The sequence below is a fragment of the Delftia sp. genome (assembly GCF_059499305.1).
On the sequence record NZ_JCABYI010000009.1, the window covers coordinates 83,831 to 101,957 of the forward strand.

An 18,127-nucleotide genomic window follows, 5' to 3' on the forward strand; every position below is an offset into this window, starting at 1 on the left:
AGCAGGGCCACGCCTCAGCGCGGGTCGTAGTTCCACTCGGCCACCTTCTCGCCGAACAGGAACAGCTCCCACAACTGGCGCTGCGCAATGTCGAGCTGGCCCGGCGGCTCGGGCTTGTAGATCAGGTCGAAGGCGCCGGGGCTGCCCTCGCGCGGGCGCGCCAGCACGGCCTCCACCAGGTCGATCTCGATGGCGAGCTGCAGCGGCTGCGAGGCGGCTGCAGGGTCCGTGGAAGGAGGTGCAATGTCGAAGCGGATCGCCTGCTCGCGCTTTTCGGCATGGTCGAACAGGTCGGGCTGGTGGCGCCGCGCCCAGACCAGCAGCGGCACGGTCACGGCATCGATGCTGCCGGTGAAGTCCGCAATCACCAGGCTCAGCGTGTAGCGGTATTCCCAGGAAAGGGACGGCGTGCCCGTGTTGACCACACGGCCCCTCTGGATGGTGAAACGGATGTTCCCCGGCGACTGTTGCAACTGGGGCAGGGCAGCGACGAGCGCGTCGCGCAGGCTAGCGGGCTTGAGCATGGCGGGGGTCCTGGGTCATGGTGCTGGTCAGGGCGCTGGTCAGCGCGAGCCCGGCGTCGTAGGCGCGCTCGCAGGCGCTGCCTCGGTGGCGGGCGTCGTCAGCAATGCGCGCCAGCGCTCCCGCTCGCTCGTCAGCGCGGCGCTGCAGCTCGGCGAGCAGATCGAGGGCGCCGGTGTCTGGCGCGCACTGTCCGGCAGCGGCGCGAGCCTGGGCGGCGGCACGGTGAGCGGTGAGATAGTTGGCGAGGTCGCCGCGCAGCCGGCCAGCAGCAGCGCGGGCAGCATCGGCATCCGCCGCAGCGCGCGCCAGGGCCAGGTCCGTGTCGCGTGCAAGAAAGTCGAGGCGTTCACGGTAGGCTCCTTCCCGTTGTCGATAGCGTTCGGATGCGTGCAGCGCGGCGGTGGCAGCGGCCTGGCGGTCTGTCGCCAGATCCGTGCGTGCCTGCGCCGCATCGCGCTCGGCACCCAGCCGCGCCAGCGACTGCCAGACCAGCAGTGCCGCCAGCAGCAGGGCCAGCAGCTGCCAGGCATGGGTTTGCAGGCGGTCCATCAAGGCTTGGCCTCCATGCAGGCCGCGTGGCGTGCCTGCTGGCGTGTCCACACGCCGCGGCATACCTTGTTGCCGGGTGCAGAGCAGTCAAAGCGCCAGCGCGTGGGCCGGCCTGCGCCATCCCATCGATAGGCGCTGAAGCCCTGCAAAGGCTGGCTGCTGGTCATGAATCGCCAGGACAGGTAGGACTGGCAGGCGCCGGCGTAGTCGCCAGCCCGTGTCCTGGCCAGCATCGAGGAGCCGCGCCAGGCCCCGCAGCCGTATTGGCCTGCGAAGTCCACCGCCTGGGCGAACTCGGCCGGGTGCACCCGCGTGTCACCCAGCGAATCGCGCACACAGGCGCCGTACTGCTGCTCCAGCAGGTTGATGGCCAGCTCGCGCGCCCGTTCGCGGGTGATAGGCGGGTCGGCCAGGGTCACGCGCGTGCCGTCCTCGTAGCGCGTGGCGCCGTGGCCGATGGTGGGTACATCGCCGCGAACCGGGATGATCGGATCTGCGCTGAAGCCTTCTGCGGCAATCCAGGCAGCAACGATGGCCGCGCCGATGCCCAGGCCTGCCGCTGGCATGCGCGCTGTGCTCATGGCGCCGCTCCGGTGTCTGTGGCGGTCGAAGACGCCTTCCTGCGCGCAGCGTCCTTGGCCTGGCGCGCGCGCCGGTCCTCGCGTTCATTGCGCCAGCGCCACAGCAGATACGCGGCCTGCAGCAGCACGTAGACGATGGTCAGCGCGGTCGCTGTATGGGTCATGGTCCAGCCATTGGCCACGTTAGCGGCCACGACGGTGACGGGAGGCGCGGCCTTGGCGCCTTCCAGGGCGGCGGTCTTGACGATGGTTTCTCGGTCCATGTCAATCCCAGAAACTGATCAGGGGCAGGCTGGGCGCCTGGGCGGGTTCGGTCAGCTCGACAGCCAGGCCGGCGGGCAGGTGGGGCCCGTGGGCCGACAGGCCCGGGTTGCGCTCCAGCGTGGCTTCCACCACGCCGCGCGTGGCGCCCAACTGGCGCATGCACAGCTCGTCCAGCGTTTCGTATTCACGGGCAATGGCCTGCATCAGTCGCGCTCCCTGTATGCAGGGTCGGCGGGAGCAGCGGCACGGGCCGGTGGCGGTATCGCCTGATCCGGCGCGGGAAAGGGAATGGCAAGACTCACTGAAGCTCCTCGTGGGCCGGCCCGCGCGGACCTGCTCCTGGGGCACCTGCCATGCGTGTGGCTGCGGATGCCGGGAACGCCTCAGGCCACCGGATCGCGGGGGCACCGGGCAGGCGGTATGCCGGGTCCGGCGCGCGGGCCGGGGATGAATGCCATGTTTGCCCAGGGGCGCCAGCCGGGCAATCGCCGAAGCCTGTGCGCAAACCTGGCACACCATCGGCGTATCCGGTGCAGGAACGACAAGGCCCCGCAGGGCGGGGCCTTGTCGAGGCGAAGGTGGGCTGGGCTAGCTGCGCTTGCTGCCAATTGCCTGGCTGCGATGCAGATGGTCGGACAGGTCGCCCGCCGCCGCGCTGAGCTTGCGTGACACCGGCAGCAGCAATGCGGTAATGGCCGAGGCGTGCACGGCCGTGCCCCGGGCTGCAGCCAGCAGCTCGCAGATGGCGGCCACTTGCTCGCTGGCGCTTTCCACATCGTCCCTGACCGTCTCAATCTGGTGCTGCATCACGTCTTCTTTCTACTGTATGCACATACAGTATAGGTCGAATGGGCAGATGTTTCAATTTGAAGTGACCCTGTTTCATCTGCTGATTGAGGACGGCAAGCGGGGTTTTGATCAGGTCGTGTACATGTCGACCTGGCGTGTGCAGAGTGCACCTCGAGGCTTTTGAATGGCCCGCGCGAATCCCGCGCTGTGAAGGCAAGTGATTGTTTTTGAATGGTTGACGACCCGCCCCCCGCGCACCACGCACCAACGCCGCTCAACTGCGGCGAACACTGCCCAAGCCCGCTTCCTGTAGGGACGGCCCGTTTGCAAACGGATTGGGGGATTCCCCGCAAGTGGGTGCGTCCGGAGGTTAAAACCGCCTCGTTTATAATGTCCGGCTTCGCTTACATCACGGGTTGAGCGAACCATGTGCGGTCCCCAGCGGCCAGGCGCATGTGATGTAAGCCCTTGAAATCTGAGGTGCCGCGCGGCCGACTGGCTTTGGCTCGCGTTGCACCGTGACTTTTGCGCAATACGGTGCGGGCTGTACAGCAGCCGGCACGGTCCAATCCCTCATAGGAACAAACATGGCCGTTACTGTTGAAACCCTTGAAAAGCTCGAGCGCAAGATCACGCTGAGCCTGCCCCTGAACTCCATCCAGAGCGAAGTCGAGAACCGCCTCAAGCAAGTGGCGCGCACCGTGAAGATGGACGGCTTCCGTCCCGGCAAGGTGCCGATGAGCGTGGTGGCCCAGCGTTATGGCTACTCGGTGCAGTACGAAGTGCTCAACGACAAGGTTGGCGAGGCTTTTGCACAGGCCGTCAACGAAGCCAAGCTGCGCGTGGCTGGCCAGCCCCGCATCTCCGAAAAGGAAGGCGCTCCCGAGGGCGAGGCCCAGTTCGAAGCCATCTTCGAAGTGATGCCTGAAGTCAAGATCGGTGACCTGACCTCGGCCGAAGTCGAGAAGCTGACGGCCGAAGTGGACGACGCCGCCATCGACAAGACCGTGGACATCCTGCGCAAGCAGCGCCGCACCTTCGCGCAGCGCGCCCAGGCCGATGTGGCCGTGGACGGCGACCGCGTGACCGTGGACTTCGAAGGCAAGATCGACGGCGAGACCTTCTCCGGTGGCAAGGCCGAAGACTTCCAGTTCCTGGTCGGCGAAGGCCAGATGCTCAAGGAATTCGAAGACGCAGTGCGCGGCATGAAGGCCGGCGAGTCCAAGACCTTCCCCCTGGCTTTCCCCGCCGACTACCACGGCAAGGACGTGGCCGGCAAGACCGCCGACTTCCTGGTGACGGTCAAGAAGATCGAGGCCGCCAACCTGCCCGAAGTGGACGAGGCTTTTGCCAAGGCCCTGGGCGTGGCTGAAGGCACGGTCGAAGGCCTGCGCGCCGACATCAAGAAGAACCTGGAGCGTGAAGTCAAGTTCCGCGTCCAGGGCCGCAACAAGCAGGCCGTGATGGACGCGCTGGTGTCCAAGGCCGAGCTGGAACTGCCCAAGGCCTCGGTGCAGGCTGAAGTCGCCCGTCTGCTGGAAGGCGCTCGCGCCGAGCTGCAGCAGCGCGGCATCAAGGACGCCGACAAGGCCGAGATCCCTGAAGACGTGTTCCTGCCCCAAGCCGAGCGCCGCGTGCGCCTGGGTCTGGTGGTGGCCGAGCTGGTGCGCGCCAACGAGCTGCACGCCACGCCCGAGCAGATCAAGGCCCACGTGGAAGAGCTGGCCGCCAGCTACGAAAAGCCCGAAGACGTGGCACGCTGGTACTTCGGCGACCGCCAACGCCTGGCTGAAGTCGAAGCCGTTGTCATCGAAAACAACGTGACCGAGTTCGTGCTGGGCAAGGCCAAGGTCTCCGACAAGGCCGTGTCCTTCGACGAACTGATGGGCCAGGCCTGAGGGTTTGAGCACCGCCTGCCTGCCGCTTTGTGAGATCGGCGGGCGGGTTGGCATCTGCGGGGCTTGTGCTTTGGCGCACAAGCCCCATTTTCTTTCCGGATACGGCTAAAGTAGCCCCCTAGTACTGGAGAAAACATGAGCGCATTGGAAACTCAGGGTTTGGGCATGATCCCAATGGTCATCGAACAGTCCGGCCGCGGAGAGCGGTCGTACGACATCTACTCGCGCCTGCTCAAGGACCGGGTGATCTTCCTGGTGGGCCCTGTCAATGACCAGACGGCCAACCTCGTCGTGGCCCAGCTGCTGTTCCTTGAAAGCGAAAACCCCGACAAGGACATTTCGTTCTACATCAACAGCCCCGGCGGCTCCGTGAGCGCCGGCCTGGCCATCTTCGACACGATGAACTTCATCAAGCCCGATGTGTCCACGCTGTGCACCGGCATTGCAGCCAGCATGGGTGCCTTCCTGCTGGCCGCTGGCACCAAGGGCAAGCGCTTTGCGCTGCCCAATTCCCAGGTCATGATCCACCAGCCGCTGGGCGGCATGCAGGGCCAGGCCACCGAGATCGAGATCCACGCCCGCGAGATCCTCAAGACCCGCGAGCGCCTGAACAAGATCCTGGCCGAGCGCACGGGCCAGCCGCTGGAAAAGATCCAGCACGACACCGAGCGCGACTACTTCCTGTCCGCCGACGAAGCCAAGGACTACGGCCTGGTCGATCAGGTGATCAACAAGCGCTCCTGAAGCCCGGAGGCTGTATGAGAATGGGCGGCGTTTTCCCCCTACGGAAAACGCCGCTTTCCATTTGGTTATCATCCTTTTCCATATTTCTGTAACAAGGCACCGACCCCATGGCCGAGAAAAAAGGCTCCTCCAGCGGAAAAAACCTTTATTGCACCTTCTGCGGCAAGAGCCAGCATGAGGTCAAGAAGCTGATCGCGGGTCCGTCAGTCTTTATCTGCGACGAGTGCATCGATCTCTGCAACGAGATCATCCGCGACGAGCAGCCCAGCACCGAGGCCAAGGACGGCCGAGGCGACCTGCCCACGCCCGCCGAAATCAAGGCCAACCTGGACAACTACGTGATCGGCCAGGACCTGCCCAAGCGCACGCTGGCTGTCGCCGTATACAACCACTACAAGCGCCTGCGTCACAAGGACAAGGCCGGCAAGGACGAGATTGAGCTGGCCAAGAGCAACATCCTGCTCATCGGTCCCACGGGCTCCGGCAAGACGCTGCTGGCGCAGACGCTGGCGCGCATGCTCAACGTTCCCTTCGTCATGGCCGATGCCACCACGCTGACCGAGGCCGGCTACGTGGGCGAGGACGTCGAGAACATCATCCAGAAGCTGCTGCAAAGCTGCGAATACGACGTCGAGCGTGCGCAGCGCGGCATCGTCTACATCGACGAGATCGACAAGATCTCGCGCAAGTCCGACAACCCCAGCATCACGCGTGACGTGTCGGGCGAGGGCGTGCAGCAGGCCCTGCTCAAGCTCATCGAAGGCACCATGGCCAGCGTGCCCCCGCAAGGTGGCCGCAAGCATCCGAACCAGGACTTCCTGCAGATCGACACGACCAACATCCTGTTCATCTGCGGTGGCGCGTTCGCGGGCCTGGAGAAGGTCATCGAGAACCGTACCGAGGCGTCGGGCATCGGCTTTGGCGCCACGGTCAAGAGCAAGAAGCAGCGCTCCATCTCGGAAGTGTTCCAGGAGATCGAGCCTGAAGACCTGATCAAGTTCGGCATCATCCCCGAGCTGGTCGGCCGCATGCCCGTGGTCACGGCCCTGGCCGAACTGGGTGAAGACGCCCTGGTGCAGATCCTGACCGAGCCCAAGAACGCCTTGGTCAAGCAGTACAGCAAGCTGCTGGCCATGGAAGGCGTGGAGTTGGAGATCCGGCCCGCCGCGCTCAAGGCCATCGCCCGCAAGGCGCTGGCGCGCAAGACGGGTGCGCGTGGCCTGCGCTCCATCCTGGAGCAATCGCTGATCGGCACCATGTACGAACTGCCCAATGCCGACAATGTCGAGAAGGTGGTGGTGGACGAGTCCACCATCGAAGACGGAAAAGCACCGCTGCTGGTTTACCGCGAGGCGGCCAAGAAAGCCTGATGCGCCGCTGCCTGCAAAGGTCCGGCAGCGCAAGTCCCTGTGGCCCGAAATCCTTTCGGGCTGCGGGGTTGAAATACACCGGTGGGCGGACCATCTTCCGCTGACAAACCGAGGATTCCCATGTCAGGACATACCCCTTTGCCTTCCACCCCCCTAGACCTGGCGCTGCTGCCGCTGCGCGATGTGGTCGTGTTCCCCCACATGGTGATCCCGCTGTTCGTGGGCCGCGCCAAGAGCATCAAGGCGCTGGAGCTGGCCATGGAGGGCGACCGCCGCATCATGCTGGTGGCCCAGAAGACCGCCTCCAAGGACGAGCCCACGGCGGCCGACATGTTCGACGTCGGCTGCGTCTCCACCATCTTGCAGATGCTCAAGCTTCCCGACGGCACGGTCAAGGTGCTGGTCGAAGGCCAGCAGCGCGCGCTGGTCAAGCAGGTCATGGATGAAGAGACCCACTTCGTGGGCTCCGTCGTGCCCGTGGCGCCCGAGGCCGAAACCCACAAGCCCAGCGAGATCGAAGCCCTGCGCCGCGCCGTGACGCAGCAGTTCGACCAGTACGTCAAGCTCAACAAGAAGATCCCGCCCGAGATCCTCACCTCCATCGCCAGCATCGACGATGCCGGCCGCCTGGCCGACACCATCGCCGCGCACCTGCCGCTCAAGCTCGAGAACAAGCAGGCCGTGCTCGACCTGGTGGACATCAAGGAGCGCCTGGAAAACCTGTTCGAGCAGCTGGACCGGGAGGTCGACATCCTCAATGTCGACAAGCGCATCCGTGGTCGCGTCAAGCGCCAGATGGAAAAGAACCAGCGCGACTTCTATTTGAACGAGCAGGTCAAGGCCATCCAGAAGGAGCTGGGCGAGGGCGAGGACGGCGCCGACATCGAAGAGATCGAAAAGAAGATCAAGCTCGCTCGCATGCCTGCCGAGGCGCGCAAGAAGGCCGAGGCCGAGCTCAAGAAGCTCAAGCTCATGTCGCCCATGTCGGCCGAAGCCACCGTGGTGCGCAACTACATCGATGTGCTCACGGGCCTGCCCTGGAGCAAGAAGACCAAGATCAAGCACGACCTGGCCAATGCCGAGGAGGTGCTCAATGCCGACCACTTCGGCCTTGAAAAGGTCAAGGACCGCATCCTTGAATATCTTGCCGTGCAGCAGCGCGTGGACAAGGTCAAGGCGCCCATCCTGTGCCTGGTCGGTCCTCCGGGCGTGGGCAAGACCTCGCTGGGTCAGTCCATCGCCAAGGCCACGGGCCGCAAGTACGTCCGCATGGCGCTGGGCGGCATGCGTGACGAGGCGGAAATCCGCGGCCACCGCCGCACCTACATCGGCGCCATGCCGGGCAAGGTGCTGCAAAGCCTGGACAAGGTCGGCACGCGCAACCCGCTGTTCCTCCTGGACGAAATCGACAAGCTCGGCATGGACTTCCGTGGCGATCCGTCGAGCGCCCTGCTGGAAGTGCTGGACCCCGAGCAGAACCACACCTTCGGCGATCACTACGTCGAAGTGGACTTCGACCTCAGCGACGTGATGTTCGTGGCGACCTCCAACTCCATGAATATCCCGCCCGCGCTGCTGGACCGCATGGAAGTGATCCGCCTGTCGGGTTACACCGAGGACGAAAAGGTCAACATCGCCATCCGCTACCTGCTGCCCAAGCAGATCACCAACAACGGTGTGAAGGAAGGCGAGATGCGGGTGGAGGAATCCGCCATCCGCGACATCGTGCGCTACTACACGCGAGAGGCCGGCGTGCGTTCGCTGGAGCGCGAGCTGTCCAAGATCTGCCGCAAGGTCGTCAAGGGCCTGCAGCTCAAGAAGCTGGAGCCCACCGTCGTCGTCACTGCCGACAACCTGCCTGACTACCTGGGTGTTCGCAAGTACACCTATGGCCGTGCCGAACTGAACAACCAGATCGGCCAGGTCGTGGGTCTTGCCTGGACCGAGGTCGGCGGCGATCTGCTGACCATCGAGGCCGCCATCATGCCCGGCAAGGGCGTGATCTCGCGCACCGGCTCGCTGGGCGACGTGATGAAGGAATCGGTCGAAGCCGCGCGCACCGTGGTGCGCAGCCGCTCGCGCATGCTGGGCATCAAGGACGAGGCCTTCGAGAAGAAGGACATCCACGTGCACGTGCCCGATGGCGCCACCCCCAAGGACGGCCCCAGCGCGGGTGCGGCCATGACGACGGCCTTCGTCTCTGCGCTGACGGGTATCCCGGTGCGTGCCGATGTCGCCATGACTGGTGAAATCACGCTGCGCGGTGAGGTCACCGCCATCGGCGGCCTCAAGGAAAAGCTGCTGGCGGCCCTGCGTGGCGGCATCAAGACGGTGCTGATCCCCGAAGAGAACGTCAAGGATCTCCAGGAGATCCCCGACAACGTCAAGAGCGGCTTGGAAATCATCCCCGTCAAGTGGATCGACCAGGTCCTCAAGGTGGCGCTGGAACGCGTGCCAGAGCCTCTGTCCGACGAGGAGGCCGCCGCCGTGGCCCCGGCGGAAACCAAGGCTGTGGAGCCTGCAGTCAAGCACTGAAGATGAAAAAATGTAGCGTTTTTCCTGAACCCTCCAAGAACTACGCTACAATTCATCCCATCGCAGCAAACGACGTTGTAGAATGTCAGGCTTCGATAGAAATGCGGGAATAGCTCAGTTGGTAGAGCGCAACCTTGCCAAGGTTGAGGTCGACGGTTCGAACCCGTTTTCCCGCTCCAGTTTTGGATGTGTCTTGGTACGTTCGATTCAGGTGACGGGTAGTTGCTTGAATGTTTGCGGGAATAGCTCAGTTGGTAGAGCGCAACCTTGCCAAGGTTGAGGTCGACGGTTCGAACCCGTTTTCCCGCTCCAGTTTTGGATGTGTCTTGGTACGTTCGATTCAGGTGACGGGTAGTTGCTTGAATGTTTGCGGGAATAGCTCAGTTGGTAGAGCGCAACCTTGCCAAGGTTGAGGTCGACGGTTCGAACCCGTTTTCCCGCTCCAGTTTTTAAAAACTGCAGCAATGCTGTAGTTGTTTGATAGTGATCTTGGCGCGATAGCAAAGCGGTTATGCCCCGGATTGCAAATCCGGTTAGACCAGTTCGACTCTGGTTCGCGCCTCCAAAAATTCATTGCGAAAACAGTTCAAAAGGCCCTTCGGGGCCTTTTTCTTTTTCTGCGTCAGGATCATTGCTTGTCCTTGCTGTCTGGTTCGAGCCAGCCCCGTGCCCGGTCAAGCTCCATCTCTCCCTCTCTCTAAAGTTTCGGCACTCTGCGAGTGGTTCAGGGCTTGTTCTTCTGTGACATGAAGAGAATTCCATTCTGTAATTCATTGCCAGTTCGGTGAATTATTTTGTTTCCAATTGTTCTGCCTGGATCATCGACACGAGCGTGCTTATTGGAAGTTGATTGGAAAATTGCAAAAAAGTGCAAATGGCTTGCCATTGGCAGTGGATTCAATTGGCCGGTCGTGGATATGATGCGCGCTTCATTCATCGGGAGGGATTATGAAGATCAAGCTATTGACGGCGATTGTTGCCAGCGGCGTGGTGCTGGCGGGTTGTAAAACCATGGAGTCCGCTGATGTGGGCGGGCTGCTGGATTCGGGCTCCACGGCCATGAAGGCCATGACGCTCACGGATGACGATGTGGTCACGCTGTCCAACGACTCCTGCGCGGCCATGGATGCGCAGAACAAGGTGGCCGATGCCAAGAGCAAGTACACGGTGCGGCTGAACAAGGTCATTGCCAGCATGCCGCAGGCCGTCAATGGGAAAAAAGCCGTCTACAAGGTCTATATGACGCAGGACGTGAATGCCTGGGCCATGGCCAATGGCTGCATTCGCGTCTACAGCGGCCTGATGGATCTGATGAACGACGATGAATTGCGTGGCGTGATTGGCCATGAGATCGGGCATGTGGCGCTGGGCCATAGCAAGAAGCGCATGCAAACGGCCTATGCGGCATCGGCTGCGCGCTCGATTGCAGCCAATAGCGGCAATTCGGCGCTGGCCTCGCTGTCGCGCTCGCAGGCCGGAGATCTGGGTGAGAAGTTCATCAACGCCCAGTTCTCCCAGTCCCAGGAGTCGGCGGCTGATGACTATTCCTTCGACCTGCTCACGGAAAAGAAGATGAGTCGCCAGGGACTGGTCACATCGTTCCAGAAGCTGGCTAAGCTCAGCGGTGGCAGTGGCGGCAGCTCCATCCTGAGCTCTCACCCCCCGTCTGAACAGCGCGCCAAGCGCATGCAGGACCGCATCGACGGCAAGTAAGCGACGGCATGGAGCGGGCTGCTGTGCGGGTGGGCATTGATCCGCTTCGACGTGGATTTTTTCCGGACTTGGTCCGGAGTGCCGGAAATCTGCGCTAGAATTCAAGTCTGCTCTGTGAGGCGCACAGCTTGACAGATATGCGGGAATAGCTCAGTTGGTAGAGCGCAACCTTGCCAAGGTTGAGGTCGACGGTTCGAACCCGTTTTCCCGCTCCAATTCAGAAAAAAGGGAAGCGGTAACGCTTCCCTTTTTCGTTGGTGCTGCAGTTCGCAGGCATGAGCAGCTTGCGTTGGCCTGTGACGCTGCGGTGCAGGGCCCCGATGGTGAAATTGGTAGACACTGCGGACTTAAAATCCGCCGCTTCCGAACAGGGGCGTGCCGGTTCGATCCCGGCTCGGGGCACCATTAAACTATGCAAGCCTGTGCAGCAACTGCACAAATCGGCCTAAATCAACGGCTTGCGATCCATGAACACCATGCTACAGTGCGCCTGCCGCACTGTTTTGCACAGGGCGGCCCAGCAATTTCCCCCAGCTGATCCCCCCAATTCATGGCAACCCCCCAGAAGACAGCCGCCGGCTCTTGGCGGATCCAAATTGAAGTCCGTGGCCAGCGTGACGCAGGCACCTTCCCGACCAAGCGCGAGGCCAGCGAGTGGGCTGCGCAGCGCACCGCCGAACTCAAGGCCCTGGCCGTCGGCGGCAAGGCCGGCGCGAGGATGCTTGGCGAAACCCGTACCGTGAACGATGCTGTTAAGCGATATCGCGATGAGGTCTCGCCCACGAAGCGCGGTTGGGCAAAGGAATGGGTGCGATTGGACGCGATCCAGAAGCATGAGGCATGGCCAGGCCGCCGGCTGCTGGCGCAGTTGGACGCCCAGGACCTGATCGCATGGCGGGATGCTCGGCTCAAGGCCGTGTCTCGCTCCAGTGTTTTGCGCGACATGGTGCTGATTGGCCACATGTTGGAGACGGCACGGCGCGAGTGGAATTGGCTGGATTCGAACCCAATGCGGGACGTGACGAAGCCGGCCGAGCCGGACCACCGTGAGCGGATCATCACGGGGCCGGAAATCCGCAAGATGCTGCGGGCCCTTGGCTGGTCGCGCAGCAAGCCGATCCGGTCGGTGTCGCAGGCTGTGGCGCATTGCTTCATCGCGGCGCTGCAGACCGGCATGCGGGCTGGTGAATTGACGGGGTTGGAATGGGGGGATGTGCGCGAGGACTACTGCACGTTGCATGCAGGGCGCACGAAGACGGGGAAGGCGCGCCAGGTCCCGCTGACACGGGCGGCGCGTCGCAACCTGGAGGCATGCCGAGGCTGGGATGAGGGCTTGGTGTTCGGGATGAAATCACAGTCCCTGGATGCGATGTTCCGCAAGTACAGGGGCAGGGCAGGGCTTGATGGGTTCACCTTCCACGACAGCCGACACACTGCAGCAACCCGTATGGCGCAGGTGCTGCATGTGCTTGATCTGTGCAAGGTTTTCGGCTGGGAGAACACAACGCGGGCCCTCACGTACTACAACCCGAAGGGCTCGGACATCGCGGCGCGCCTCAATGCTGGCGCATCTCCCAGTCGATGACCTCCGACAGCAGCCATTTCCCGTCCTTGCCAGGGCGAGGCATGGTTCGGTCATTTGCCAGCCTGGCTGCGAGCGTATTGCGGTGAACGCCAAGGCGTTCAGCGAGCTGCTGACGGGTCAGGCGCGCACCAGTCTGTGCGCATATGGCCTGCAAAGCGCTGGCCATCACCTGGAGGCTGCGCATCACCTGATCGAGCTTGTCTGGCGGCGTGATTGTGCTCATGTTGTTTCACTCCTAGTTTTTTCTGCTGCTGCACGCGCGGGTCGCGCTCTTGCTGATATGCGCCCCACAGCGCCGCGCCGGCCTGGCGCCGCTCCTGGGAGCGGGTGATGCCGGCGGAGATGCACTGCGGGCAGCTGAAGTGGTGGGCCTGATACGCGCGGTCGGCGGTTTCCCAGGCATTTGGTGGATCAGACATCGATCACTGACCCGGGCTCAATGAGTGGGTGCGTGATCTGGCCGCAGGAGATGACGTGGTTGAACCAGTGCGGGATGCGCTCGTAGATGGACGCCGGTACACCGCTGAATTCCACGCAGTGAAGCCGATGCAGGCGCTCGAAAGAATCCTGGGTCTGATGGGTCAAGGGAATCCGCATGTTCTTCAGGAAATCTCTCAGCGAGCAGATGTCGAAGCTGCGGTAGCGCGTGTAACGCTCTTCTACCTCCCGCCTCAGCTTCCGCACTTCCAGCTTGCCCCAGTCGTCCAGGCTGTCCTCATCGGGCCAGATGAACAGATCCAGCGGGCCGCGCGAGATCTGGAAGGTGCGCACGGGCACGATGCTGGCCGCCTCGGCGCTGCCGGCGATCACTGCTGATGCGAGGCGCAGGCGCTCAAGTACTGCTGTCATCCTCATCCCCTCAAATGAAAGAACCCGCTGGTGCGGGCTCTGGTTGCTGGTCCTGTGGCTCTTGCCGCCTGTCGCGCTTGTCGCCGCGCTCGCGGGCTCGCTTGCTCATGGCTTGTCCCTCATGGCTCGGATGGCAGCATCGGCGCAATCCCAGACCTGGTGCTTGTGGTCAACGTCTTCGAGCGCGTGATCGCAGCGGTCCTCATGCTCGCGCATGACATCCCAGATCGCGCGGGCGACATCGGAGCGCAGCCTCAGCCGGTCGTCATCGCTCAGTGGATCGGGCCGACCTTGCAAATTCGCGGTTTTGTCAACCAGCGGTTCTTGCAGATTCGGCGATTTGTCAACCGGCCGTGCATCCGCCTCGGCCTTGTAGAGCGCCTCAGCCATCTCCAGAAGGCGCACGGGGTCTGGGTTCCGGCCCGGCTGTCCGCGCGGCCCCGCGATCTCGGCGCAGAACTGGATGGCCAGCTCCTCCTGCCCCGGGACCATGCAATCGAACCCGGGTTTCCAGGGCAGCGGTTTGGACTCTGGATGCAAGACGTTCCAGAAGTCACGCGGCCCGTGGAACCAGCGCACGGCCGACTGGTTGACGATGCAGGCGCGGCCATCGGGCAGAGACAGGACAACGCCGGTCACGTCATAGGGCTCGCGCTCGCAGATGGCTTCCACCTTCTGGGCGGTCAGGCCATCGCCAACTAGGGCATTGACGTGCTGGACGGGCGTCATGTCGGTGGGCGGCAGCGGCTTGCGCGCCTCCAGCTCAGCCCGGTGCTCATCGCCCGCTGTGCATCGCTGGACGCTGCTGCAGTACCTCGGCGTGTCGCACTGCAGGAGCTGCTGCAGGCGCTGGTTCTCGGCCTGCAGGCGGCGCATCATCTTGACCGCGCTGTAGGCCTCCAGGGACAAGGCGTTCTGCTTTCCCCATTTGGCTACGCAGTGCTCCAGCCGCGCGGCGAGTGCATGGACTTCTTCGGGTGTTGGTGCTGTGGTCACGGGGTCTGTCCTTTCGCGCAGCCGTAGGCTGCAAGGGCCTTGCGCAGTTCTGGGTGGTCGCCGTGGTCGCGGATGTTCAGGCGGATGTCGCGGGGCGTCATCCACAGCCATTCGCCGTCCGTGTCCACTTCCACGCGTGCGGCTGGCGCATCACGCATAGCACGGCGCGCATGGAATTCGACCAGGCGCCAGTGGCGGGGCTGAGCGGGGTTCGTGGTCATGCAGGTCCTTTCTGCTGCGCCTCTGCAGCCGGCAGGTAGCTCAGCTTCCATGTGGGGTGGAATGGGTAGGGGTTGATGTGGCCGTCCAGCCGGATGTTGATGTATCCGTGGCGCGCACTGGTGATGGTGCCCAGCTCAGACTTGCCGTCGCCCGTGTATTCGACCCGGCCGCCGCGCTTGGCGGGCACGCCGTAGGTCTTGCGTATCCAGGCCATGCTCATTGCTGCGGTCCTTTCTGCTGCGCCTGGGCGCGCGCCTTGGTCGTCGTGTAGCTCGGAGACCACTCCACCTCCAGGTCGAACTTTCCGCCGCAGGTGCCGCATTCCAGGCCCTGGGCCGATTCGTGGCGGGCATCGCTGTTCTGCTTGGTGGCGCAGTACGGACAGATGATGTCGCTCGTATAGACGCAGTCGTCCTCGCTGTGCCCGTTCGCCTCGGCGGCGGCCAGCGCCTCCGCTTTCCGCGCGGCGTCCAGCTTCTCCTGGCACGGCTTGCACCGCCAGCCGCCATCGCGTGCGCCCCACGGTGCTTCAGCCAGCTCGGCGCGGGAGCAGTTGCAGGTCACGCAGCGGTCATGCGCCTCGCACGGGGAGTAGTTGTAGGACTTGCCGGTCCCCAGGCATTTTTCGCAGGCGCACACCCAGTACCAGGCACCATCGATGCGGTCTGCGAACAGTCCCTTGGTAGGTGGCTCCATTCGCACTTCCGGCAAGCCAGTCTTGTGCCATGGATCGTTCCAGACCTGAGTGCTGCCGCTGCGCGTGCGCTGCGTCCACTCTCCTGGGATTTCGGGGATCAGGATCATCGTGTCGCGCAGGGATGTGCCCGCGCCATTCAATGCGTTGGTCATGTGTCAGCTCTCCTTGTGCCCAGTGGGGCGCGGTGGCATGTGCACGCTGACGGTGAGGCCAGGCTCGTCCGTCAGGTCGCGCAGCAGGGCTTCGGTCAGCAGGACGAGGCGGGGCAGGGCCTGCTCGGTGGGGCGGCGCACGATCTCCTGGGCGGTGGCCAGGTACTCGCGGCGCAGGGCCATGGGGTGGGTGGGGATCGCGTCAGCCATGGCCGTGCTCCCCCTTGGTTGCTGCCTGGGCTGCGATGGCTGCAGCGAACGCTTCGTCCACGCCGTCCAGGTCAGGCGCTTCGGCGGGCGCCCAGTGCGTGTATTCCTCCACGTCGTAGGTGCCAAACGTGCGCGGCCCGTCGATGGTCTTGCTGTTGGCGTCGTACAGCCAGATCAGGTCATCCGACTTTTCTGCCGTGAAGATGTCGCGCCACTCGCTCGCTGGTGCCGGCGCATCCACTGCAGGCGCAGCAGGTGCCTGGGGCGCTGCCTCGGCTGCCCGCAGCGGCGATCCCTGCAGCCCCTGGCGCTTCAGGTAGTCCAGCGCTTGCGCCGGCAGAACGTGATTCGGCGCGGCTTTGCGAAGGGCCTGGACTAGTTTCTTCACCAGGGCGGCCAAGTCGTCCACATGAGCTGCAGGTGCCTGGGGCGCTGCGGCCGGCAGGTGCGTTTCCGCGATGAGCGACGTGCGGGCGCCGCACTCAGGGCATGCCGTTGTCATCGTGCCGACGCGGTTGCAGCCTGGGCACTTATCTTCGGCAGGGCTATCGCCGGTCCAGCGGCAGGTGTTGCACGCAGCCTTTCCGTCAGATGCGTCGTTGATGCCGATGTGACCGCAGCAGTCGCACAGCAGCACTGCCACATACGTGCGCGAGGGGACTGCAGGCGCTTCCAGGGCGGGCGCTGCTGGGGCCGGCAGGGCGGTCAGCAGCACAGCACCCTCGTCCTGGTACTCTGCCTGGGCCACATACAGGCCGTGTCCGCTATGGCCGTCGCACACAATCAGCCGCACGGTGAGGGCCTCCTCGTATTCGGCAGGATCGCCCAGCATGTCGCGCAGCAGGCCGGCCTGGTCCTCGTCCAGCGTCACATCCAGGGCCGACGCCACAGCGGCAGGAGCTGCCGGCTCCTCGATCTGGGCCAGGCACTGGCGTGACATGTGCTCCAGCGTTGTGGCCGTGGCCATGTGCTCGTTGTAGGCGTCCAGGGCTTCGTGCTCATTGCCCCAGTCGCCGCCGAGGGTGTGGGCGTTCTTGAGTTCGTCCGCCGCTACGCGCAGCAGGCGTGCGGCTGTCGTGATTGCTGTCATGAGGCTTCCTTGTTGAGCAGCTGCCAATGCGCTGCGGTGGTGTTGATGACGTGGCCTGCGCGCTGCTGCAGCGGGCACGCGGCCTGGGGTGGGGTCGGGGTCATGGGGTGCGTTGTGCTGATCGAGCAATCGACAGCAGCAGGTCTCGGAACTGGTGGGGGGTAGCGTTGCGGATGCGGGTCTTGTTTTTGCCGCCGACCATGGCCAGCATCCCGATGCGTCGGGCCTTTTCGTAGCCGTGCAGCTCTACAGCCCTGGGGTGCAGCCGCTGCTCGGTCTTGCCCCACCGCAGATCCGGAAGCGCTTCCCGCGGCATGCCGGCGGCCAGCAGCCATGTGCCCTTTCCGGCGATGTGCCCGTAGTGGCCCTGGTACACGCAGCAGGTCCAGATGCCGGGCGCGGCCTCCACCCAGCCGCCAGCGCGAGGCGGTTTTCTCAGCCCGAAGTGGGTCCAAGCGTGGGAGTCCGCCGGATGCTCCAGCACACCGCCATGCCGCCGCAGAGCGCCCAGGGCTGAAGCGAAGCAGCCGCCATCGTCACCCATGCGGAACTGGTGCGGCTTGCGGGTGCTCCCGTGCCAGAAGCGGCCCCATCGCTGGCACGGTGGGTGAGCCACCACAGGGTGCGGGCCGTCATAGCGTCGCGCATCCCGGGGCTCATCCCACGGGTCCACGCCAGGCAGGTCGAAATATGCGCCGCCCGTCTCGACGTACAGGGCGGCAACTGGTTGATGGTCCATGAGGGCTCCAGAAACAGGAAAGCCCTCGCGGCATACCGGGAGGGCTTCGGGGGATGGGTGTGTCAGGCTCTGGCGTCGAGCCGGTTCTTGATCGCTGTCACCTTACGGTGGTACTCGTTTGCTGCGTAGACCCGCTCCAGTGCGTCACGAAGCTCTCTACGCGTGCACTGCTGCTGCATCTCATTGCAGATGCGCAGGGCCTCGTAGATTGCGTCGTACTCTGGCTTTGACGCGCCCCAGGTCTGTGCGCGGTCGTGGCGTGCGCTGATGGATCGCATTGCGTCCTGAGCGGCCACCATCGCCGGCTCGGCATCCGGGAAATGGTCCGCCGCCAGGAACCTGCCCCAGTTGATCCGCAGCGTCAGCGTGTGCCACGTCGATTCGTCGGCAGTGCCTTCGATCAGAGTGGTGGCCAGTCCGAGCGGGACAAGCTGTAACTGAGTCTCGTCTGCTTTGCCGAAACGGATGTTGATGGGCAACTGGATGTGCCCAGCACCAAGTACAGGGCGCCGCTGCTTCTTGGCTGCGCGGCGCTGGGCTCTGTTGAGTTGCTGCGTCATGCTCTGGTCACCATGGTGATGAGCCCGGCCCACGGCGATGCGGACGAGCCAACGCGCCG

At 63.9% G+C, this 18,127-nt stretch carries 22 protein-coding genes and 6 tRNA genes; 12 read left to right on the top strand and 16 right to left on the bottom strand.

The features are described 5' to 3' along the window. Positions 1 to 14: 14 nt before the first annotated feature. The 6 genes from AC5I49_RS06495 to AC5I49_RS06520 form a co-directional block, all read right to left on the bottom strand. A complete protein-coding gene (locus AC5I49_RS06495) occupies positions 15 to 524 on the bottom strand; it encodes a phage tail protein (protein ID WP_495789024.1) in 510 nt (169 codons plus the stop codon). Then, positions 508 to 1,074, bottom strand: a complete 567-nt coding sequence (locus AC5I49_RS06500) for a DUF2514 family protein (protein ID WP_495789025.1) — start codon at positions 1,072 to 1,074, stop codon at positions 508 to 510. The genes AC5I49_RS06495 and AC5I49_RS06500 overlap by 17 nt, the downstream gene beginning before the upstream one ends. Then, positions 1,074 to 1,655: a glycoside hydrolase family protein gene (locus AC5I49_RS06505; RefSeq protein WP_495789026.1), complete on the bottom strand. Its 582-nt coding sequence runs from the start codon at positions 1,653 to 1,655 to the stop codon at positions 1,074 to 1,076. The genes AC5I49_RS06500 and AC5I49_RS06505 overlap by 1 nt, the downstream gene beginning before the upstream one ends. Next, positions 1,652 to 1,918 carry a hypothetical protein gene (locus AC5I49_RS06510; RefSeq protein WP_495789027.1) on the bottom strand — a complete coding sequence of 89 codons (267 nt, stop codon included), beginning with the start codon at positions 1,916 to 1,918 and terminating at the stop codon, positions 1,652 to 1,654. The genes AC5I49_RS06505 and AC5I49_RS06510 overlap by 4 nt, the downstream gene beginning before the upstream one ends. A gap of 1 nt (position 1,919) precedes the next feature. Further along, a complete protein-coding gene (locus tag AC5I49_RS06515; RefSeq protein ID WP_016445085.1) occupies positions 1,920 to 2,123 on the bottom strand; it encodes a tail protein X in 204 nt (67 codons plus the stop codon). Positions 2,124 to 2,507: 384 nt separating this feature from the next. Beyond that, on the bottom strand, positions 2,508 to 2,726 hold the full coding sequence (locus AC5I49_RS06520) for a hypothetical protein (protein ID WP_016445086.1): 219 nt from the start codon (positions 2,724 to 2,726) through the stop codon (positions 2,508 to 2,510). 569 nt (positions 2,727 to 3,295) lie between these two features. Between AC5I49_RS06520 and tig the strand changes: the two genes are divergently transcribed. The 12 genes from tig to AC5I49_RS06580 all read left to right on the top strand — a co-directional run bounded on the left by tig (position 3,296) and on the right by AC5I49_RS06580 (position 12,553). Next, positions 3,296 to 4,606 (top strand): trigger factor, encoded by a 1,311-nt coding sequence (gene tig, locus AC5I49_RS06525; RefSeq protein WP_016445087.1) that lies wholly within the window; start codon positions 3,296 to 3,298, stop codon positions 4,604 to 4,606. Between the two features lie 135 nt (positions 4,607 to 4,741). Further along, positions 4,742 to 5,350, top strand: coding sequence for an ATP-dependent Clp endopeptidase proteolytic subunit ClpP (gene clpP / locus AC5I49_RS06530; protein WP_016445088.1), 609 nt, complete (start codon positions 4,742 to 4,744; stop codon positions 5,348 to 5,350). Positions 5,351 to 5,457: 107 nt separating this feature from the next. Next, positions 5,458 to 6,720 (top strand): ATP-dependent Clp protease ATP-binding subunit ClpX, encoded by a 1,263-nt coding sequence (gene clpX, locus AC5I49_RS06535; RefSeq protein ID WP_495789028.1) that lies wholly within the window; start codon positions 5,458 to 5,460, stop codon positions 6,718 to 6,720. A gap of 120 nt (positions 6,721 to 6,840) precedes the next feature. Beyond that, complete coding sequence (gene lon / locus AC5I49_RS06540) at positions 6,841 to 9,255, top strand: endopeptidase La (protein ID WP_016445089.1); 2,415 nt, start codon at positions 6,841 to 6,843, stop codon at positions 9,253 to 9,255. Positions 9,256 to 9,358: 103 nt separating this feature from the next. Continuing rightward, positions 9,359 to 9,434: transfer RNA gene (locus AC5I49_RS06545), tRNA-Gly, on the top strand. Positions 9,435 to 9,491: 57 nt separating this feature from the next. Then, a tRNA-Gly gene (locus AC5I49_RS06550) sits at positions 9,492 to 9,567 on the top strand. A 57-nt stretch (positions 9,568 to 9,624) separates the two neighbouring features. Next, positions 9,625 to 9,700 (top strand) — tRNA-Gly (locus AC5I49_RS06555). A 46-nt stretch (positions 9,701 to 9,746) separates the two neighbouring features. Further along, a tRNA-Cys gene (locus tag AC5I49_RS06560) sits at positions 9,747 to 9,820 on the top strand. Positions 9,821 to 10,203: 383 nt separating this feature from the next. Beyond that, on the top strand, positions 10,204 to 10,968 hold the full coding sequence (gene loiP / locus AC5I49_RS06565) for a metalloprotease LoiP (RefSeq protein WP_016445158.1): 765 nt from the start codon (positions 10,204 to 10,206) through the stop codon (positions 10,966 to 10,968). Positions 10,969 to 11,107: 139 nt separating this feature from the next. Then, positions 11,108 to 11,183, top strand: a tRNA-Gly gene (locus AC5I49_RS06570). 99 nt (positions 11,184 to 11,282) lie between these two features. Next, positions 11,283 to 11,373, top strand: a tRNA-Leu gene (locus AC5I49_RS06575). Between the two features lie 145 nt (positions 11,374 to 11,518). Next, positions 11,519 to 12,553 carry a tyrosine-type recombinase/integrase gene (locus AC5I49_RS06580; protein ID WP_495789029.1) on the top strand — a complete coding sequence of 345 codons (1,035 nt, stop codon included), beginning with the start codon at positions 11,519 to 11,521 and terminating at the stop codon, positions 12,551 to 12,553. Here the strand turns inward: AC5I49_RS06580 and AC5I49_RS06585 are convergent. From AC5I49_RS06585 to AC5I49_RS06630, 10 genes are all read right to left on the bottom strand, one after another. After that, a complete protein-coding gene (locus AC5I49_RS06585) occupies positions 12,525 to 12,776 on the bottom strand; it encodes a helix-turn-helix transcriptional regulator (protein WP_495789030.1) in 252 nt (83 codons plus the stop codon). The two genes, AC5I49_RS06580 and AC5I49_RS06585, sit on opposite strands and share 29 nt — an antisense overlap. Positions 12,777 to 12,964: 188 nt before the next feature. After that, a complete protein-coding gene (locus tag AC5I49_RS06590) occupies positions 12,965 to 13,402 on the bottom strand; it encodes a hypothetical protein (RefSeq protein ID WP_495789031.1) in 438 nt (145 codons plus the stop codon). Between the two features lie 105 nt (positions 13,403 to 13,507). Beyond that, on the bottom strand, positions 13,508 to 14,398 hold the full coding sequence (locus tag AC5I49_RS06595) for a hypothetical protein (protein ID WP_495789032.1): 891 nt from the start codon (positions 14,396 to 14,398) through the stop codon (positions 13,508 to 13,510). Next, positions 14,395 to 14,619, bottom strand: coding sequence for a hypothetical protein (locus tag AC5I49_RS06600; RefSeq protein ID WP_392458746.1), 225 nt, complete (start codon positions 14,617 to 14,619; stop codon positions 14,395 to 14,397). Before AC5I49_RS06600 ends, AC5I49_RS06595 begins: the two co-directional genes overlap by 4 nt. After that, on the bottom strand, positions 14,616 to 14,840 hold the full coding sequence (locus tag AC5I49_RS06605) for a hypothetical protein (RefSeq protein WP_495789033.1): 225 nt from the start codon (positions 14,838 to 14,840) through the stop codon (positions 14,616 to 14,618). The genes AC5I49_RS06600 and AC5I49_RS06605 overlap by 4 nt, the downstream gene beginning before the upstream one ends. Continuing rightward, the gene (locus AC5I49_RS06610; RefSeq protein ID WP_495789034.1) at positions 14,837 to 15,469 is read right to left on the bottom strand and encodes a hypothetical protein; all 633 of its coding nucleotides are present in this window, start codon (positions 15,467 to 15,469) and stop codon (positions 14,837 to 14,839) included. Before AC5I49_RS06610 ends, AC5I49_RS06605 begins: the two co-directional genes overlap by 4 nt. Before the next feature lie 3 nt (positions 15,470 to 15,472). Next, positions 15,473 to 15,679 carry a hypothetical protein gene (locus tag AC5I49_RS06615; RefSeq protein ID WP_495789035.1) on the bottom strand — a complete coding sequence of 69 codons (207 nt, stop codon included), beginning with the start codon at positions 15,677 to 15,679 and terminating at the stop codon, positions 15,473 to 15,475. Beyond that, positions 15,672 to 16,769 carry a hypothetical protein gene (locus tag AC5I49_RS06620; protein WP_495789036.1) on the bottom strand — a complete coding sequence of 366 codons (1,098 nt, stop codon included), beginning with the start codon at positions 16,767 to 16,769 and terminating at the stop codon, positions 15,672 to 15,674. Before AC5I49_RS06620 ends, AC5I49_RS06615 begins: the two co-directional genes overlap by 8 nt. A 100-nt stretch (positions 16,770 to 16,869) precedes the next feature. Then, positions 16,870 to 17,508: a hypothetical protein gene (locus AC5I49_RS06625; protein ID WP_252652681.1), complete on the bottom strand. Its 639-nt coding sequence runs from the start codon at positions 17,506 to 17,508 to the stop codon at positions 16,870 to 16,872. A 62-nt stretch (positions 17,509 to 17,570) separates the two neighbouring features. Beyond that, entirely contained in the window at positions 17,571 to 18,068 is a 498-nt protein-coding gene (locus tag AC5I49_RS06630) for a hypothetical protein (RefSeq protein ID WP_252652682.1), read from the bottom strand. Positions 18,069 to 18,127 lie beyond the last annotated feature (59 nt).

Bases quoted from the DNA above. Each gene is read 5' to 3' on its own strand.
- AC5I49_RS06500 (WP_495789025.1), bottom strand. From the start codon at position 1,074: ATGGACCGCCTGCAAACCCATGCCTGGCAGCTGCTGGCCCTGCTGCTG.
- AC5I49_RS06600 (WP_392458746.1), bottom strand. From the start codon at position 14,619: ATGACCACGAACCCCGCTCAGCCCCGCCACTGGCGCCTGGTCGAATTC.
- tig (WP_016445087.1), top strand. From the start codon at position 3,296: ATGGCCGTTACTGTTGAAACCCTTGAAAAGCTCGAGCGCAAGATCACG.
- AC5I49_RS06580 (WP_495789029.1), top strand. From the start codon at position 11,519: ATGGCAACCCCCCAGAAGACAGCCGCCGGCTCTTGGCGGATCCAAATT.
- lon (WP_016445089.1), top strand. From the start codon at position 6,841: ATGTCAGGACATACCCCTTTGCCTTCCACCCCCCTAGACCTGGCGCTG.
- clpP (WP_016445088.1), top strand. From the start codon at position 4,742: ATGAGCGCATTGGAAACTCAGGGTTTGGGCATGATCCCAATGGTCATC.
- AC5I49_RS06585 (WP_495789030.1), bottom strand. From the start codon at position 12,776: ATGAGCACAATCACGCCGCCAGACAAGCTCGATCAGGTGATGCGCAGC.
- AC5I49_RS06505 (WP_495789026.1), bottom strand. From the start codon at position 1,655: ATGAGCACAGCGCGCATGCCAGCGGCAGGCCTGGGCATCGGCGCGGCC.
- AC5I49_RS06610 (WP_495789034.1), bottom strand. From the start codon at position 15,469: ATGACCAACGCATTGAATGGCGCGGGCACATCCCTGCGCGACACGATG.
- AC5I49_RS06625 (WP_252652681.1), bottom strand. From the start codon at position 17,508: ATGGACCATCAACCAGTTGCCGCCCTGTACGTCGAGACGGGCGGCGCA.
- AC5I49_RS06615 (WP_495789035.1), bottom strand. From the start codon at position 15,679: ATGGCTGACGCGATCCCCACCCACCCCATGGCCCTGCGCCGCGAGTAC.
- AC5I49_RS06590 (WP_495789031.1), bottom strand. From the start codon at position 13,402: ATGACAGCAGTACTTGAGCGCCTGCGCCTCGCATCAGCAGTGATCGCC.
- AC5I49_RS06515 (WP_016445085.1), bottom strand. From the start codon at position 2,123: ATGCAGGCCATTGCCCGTGAATACGAAACGCTGGACGAGCTGTGCATG.
- AC5I49_RS06510 (WP_495789027.1), bottom strand. From the start codon at position 1,918: ATGGACCGAGAAACCATCGTCAAGACCGCCGCCCTGGAAGGCGCCAAG.
- loiP (WP_016445158.1), top strand. From the start codon at position 10,204: ATGAAGATCAAGCTATTGACGGCGATTGTTGCCAGCGGCGTGGTGCTG.
- AC5I49_RS06495 (WP_495789024.1), bottom strand. From the start codon at position 524: ATGCTCAAGCCCGCTAGCCTGCGCGACGCGCTCGTCGCTGCCCTGCCC.
- AC5I49_RS06620 (WP_495789036.1), bottom strand. From the start codon at position 16,769: ATGACAGCAATCACGACAGCCGCACGCCTGCTGCGCGTAGCGGCGGAC.
- AC5I49_RS06605 (WP_495789033.1), bottom strand. From the start codon at position 14,840: ATGAGCATGGCCTGGATACGCAAGACCTACGGCGTGCCCGCCAAGCGC.
- AC5I49_RS06520 (WP_016445086.1), bottom strand. From the start codon at position 2,726: ATGCAGCACCAGATTGAGACGGTCAGGGACGATGTGGAAAGCGCCAGC.
- AC5I49_RS06630 (WP_252652682.1), bottom strand. From the start codon at position 18,068: ATGACGCAGCAACTCAACAGAGCCCAGCGCCGCGCAGCCAAGAAGCAG.
- clpX (WP_495789028.1), top strand. From the start codon at position 5,458: ATGGCCGAGAAAAAAGGCTCCTCCAGCGGAAAAAACCTTTATTGCACC.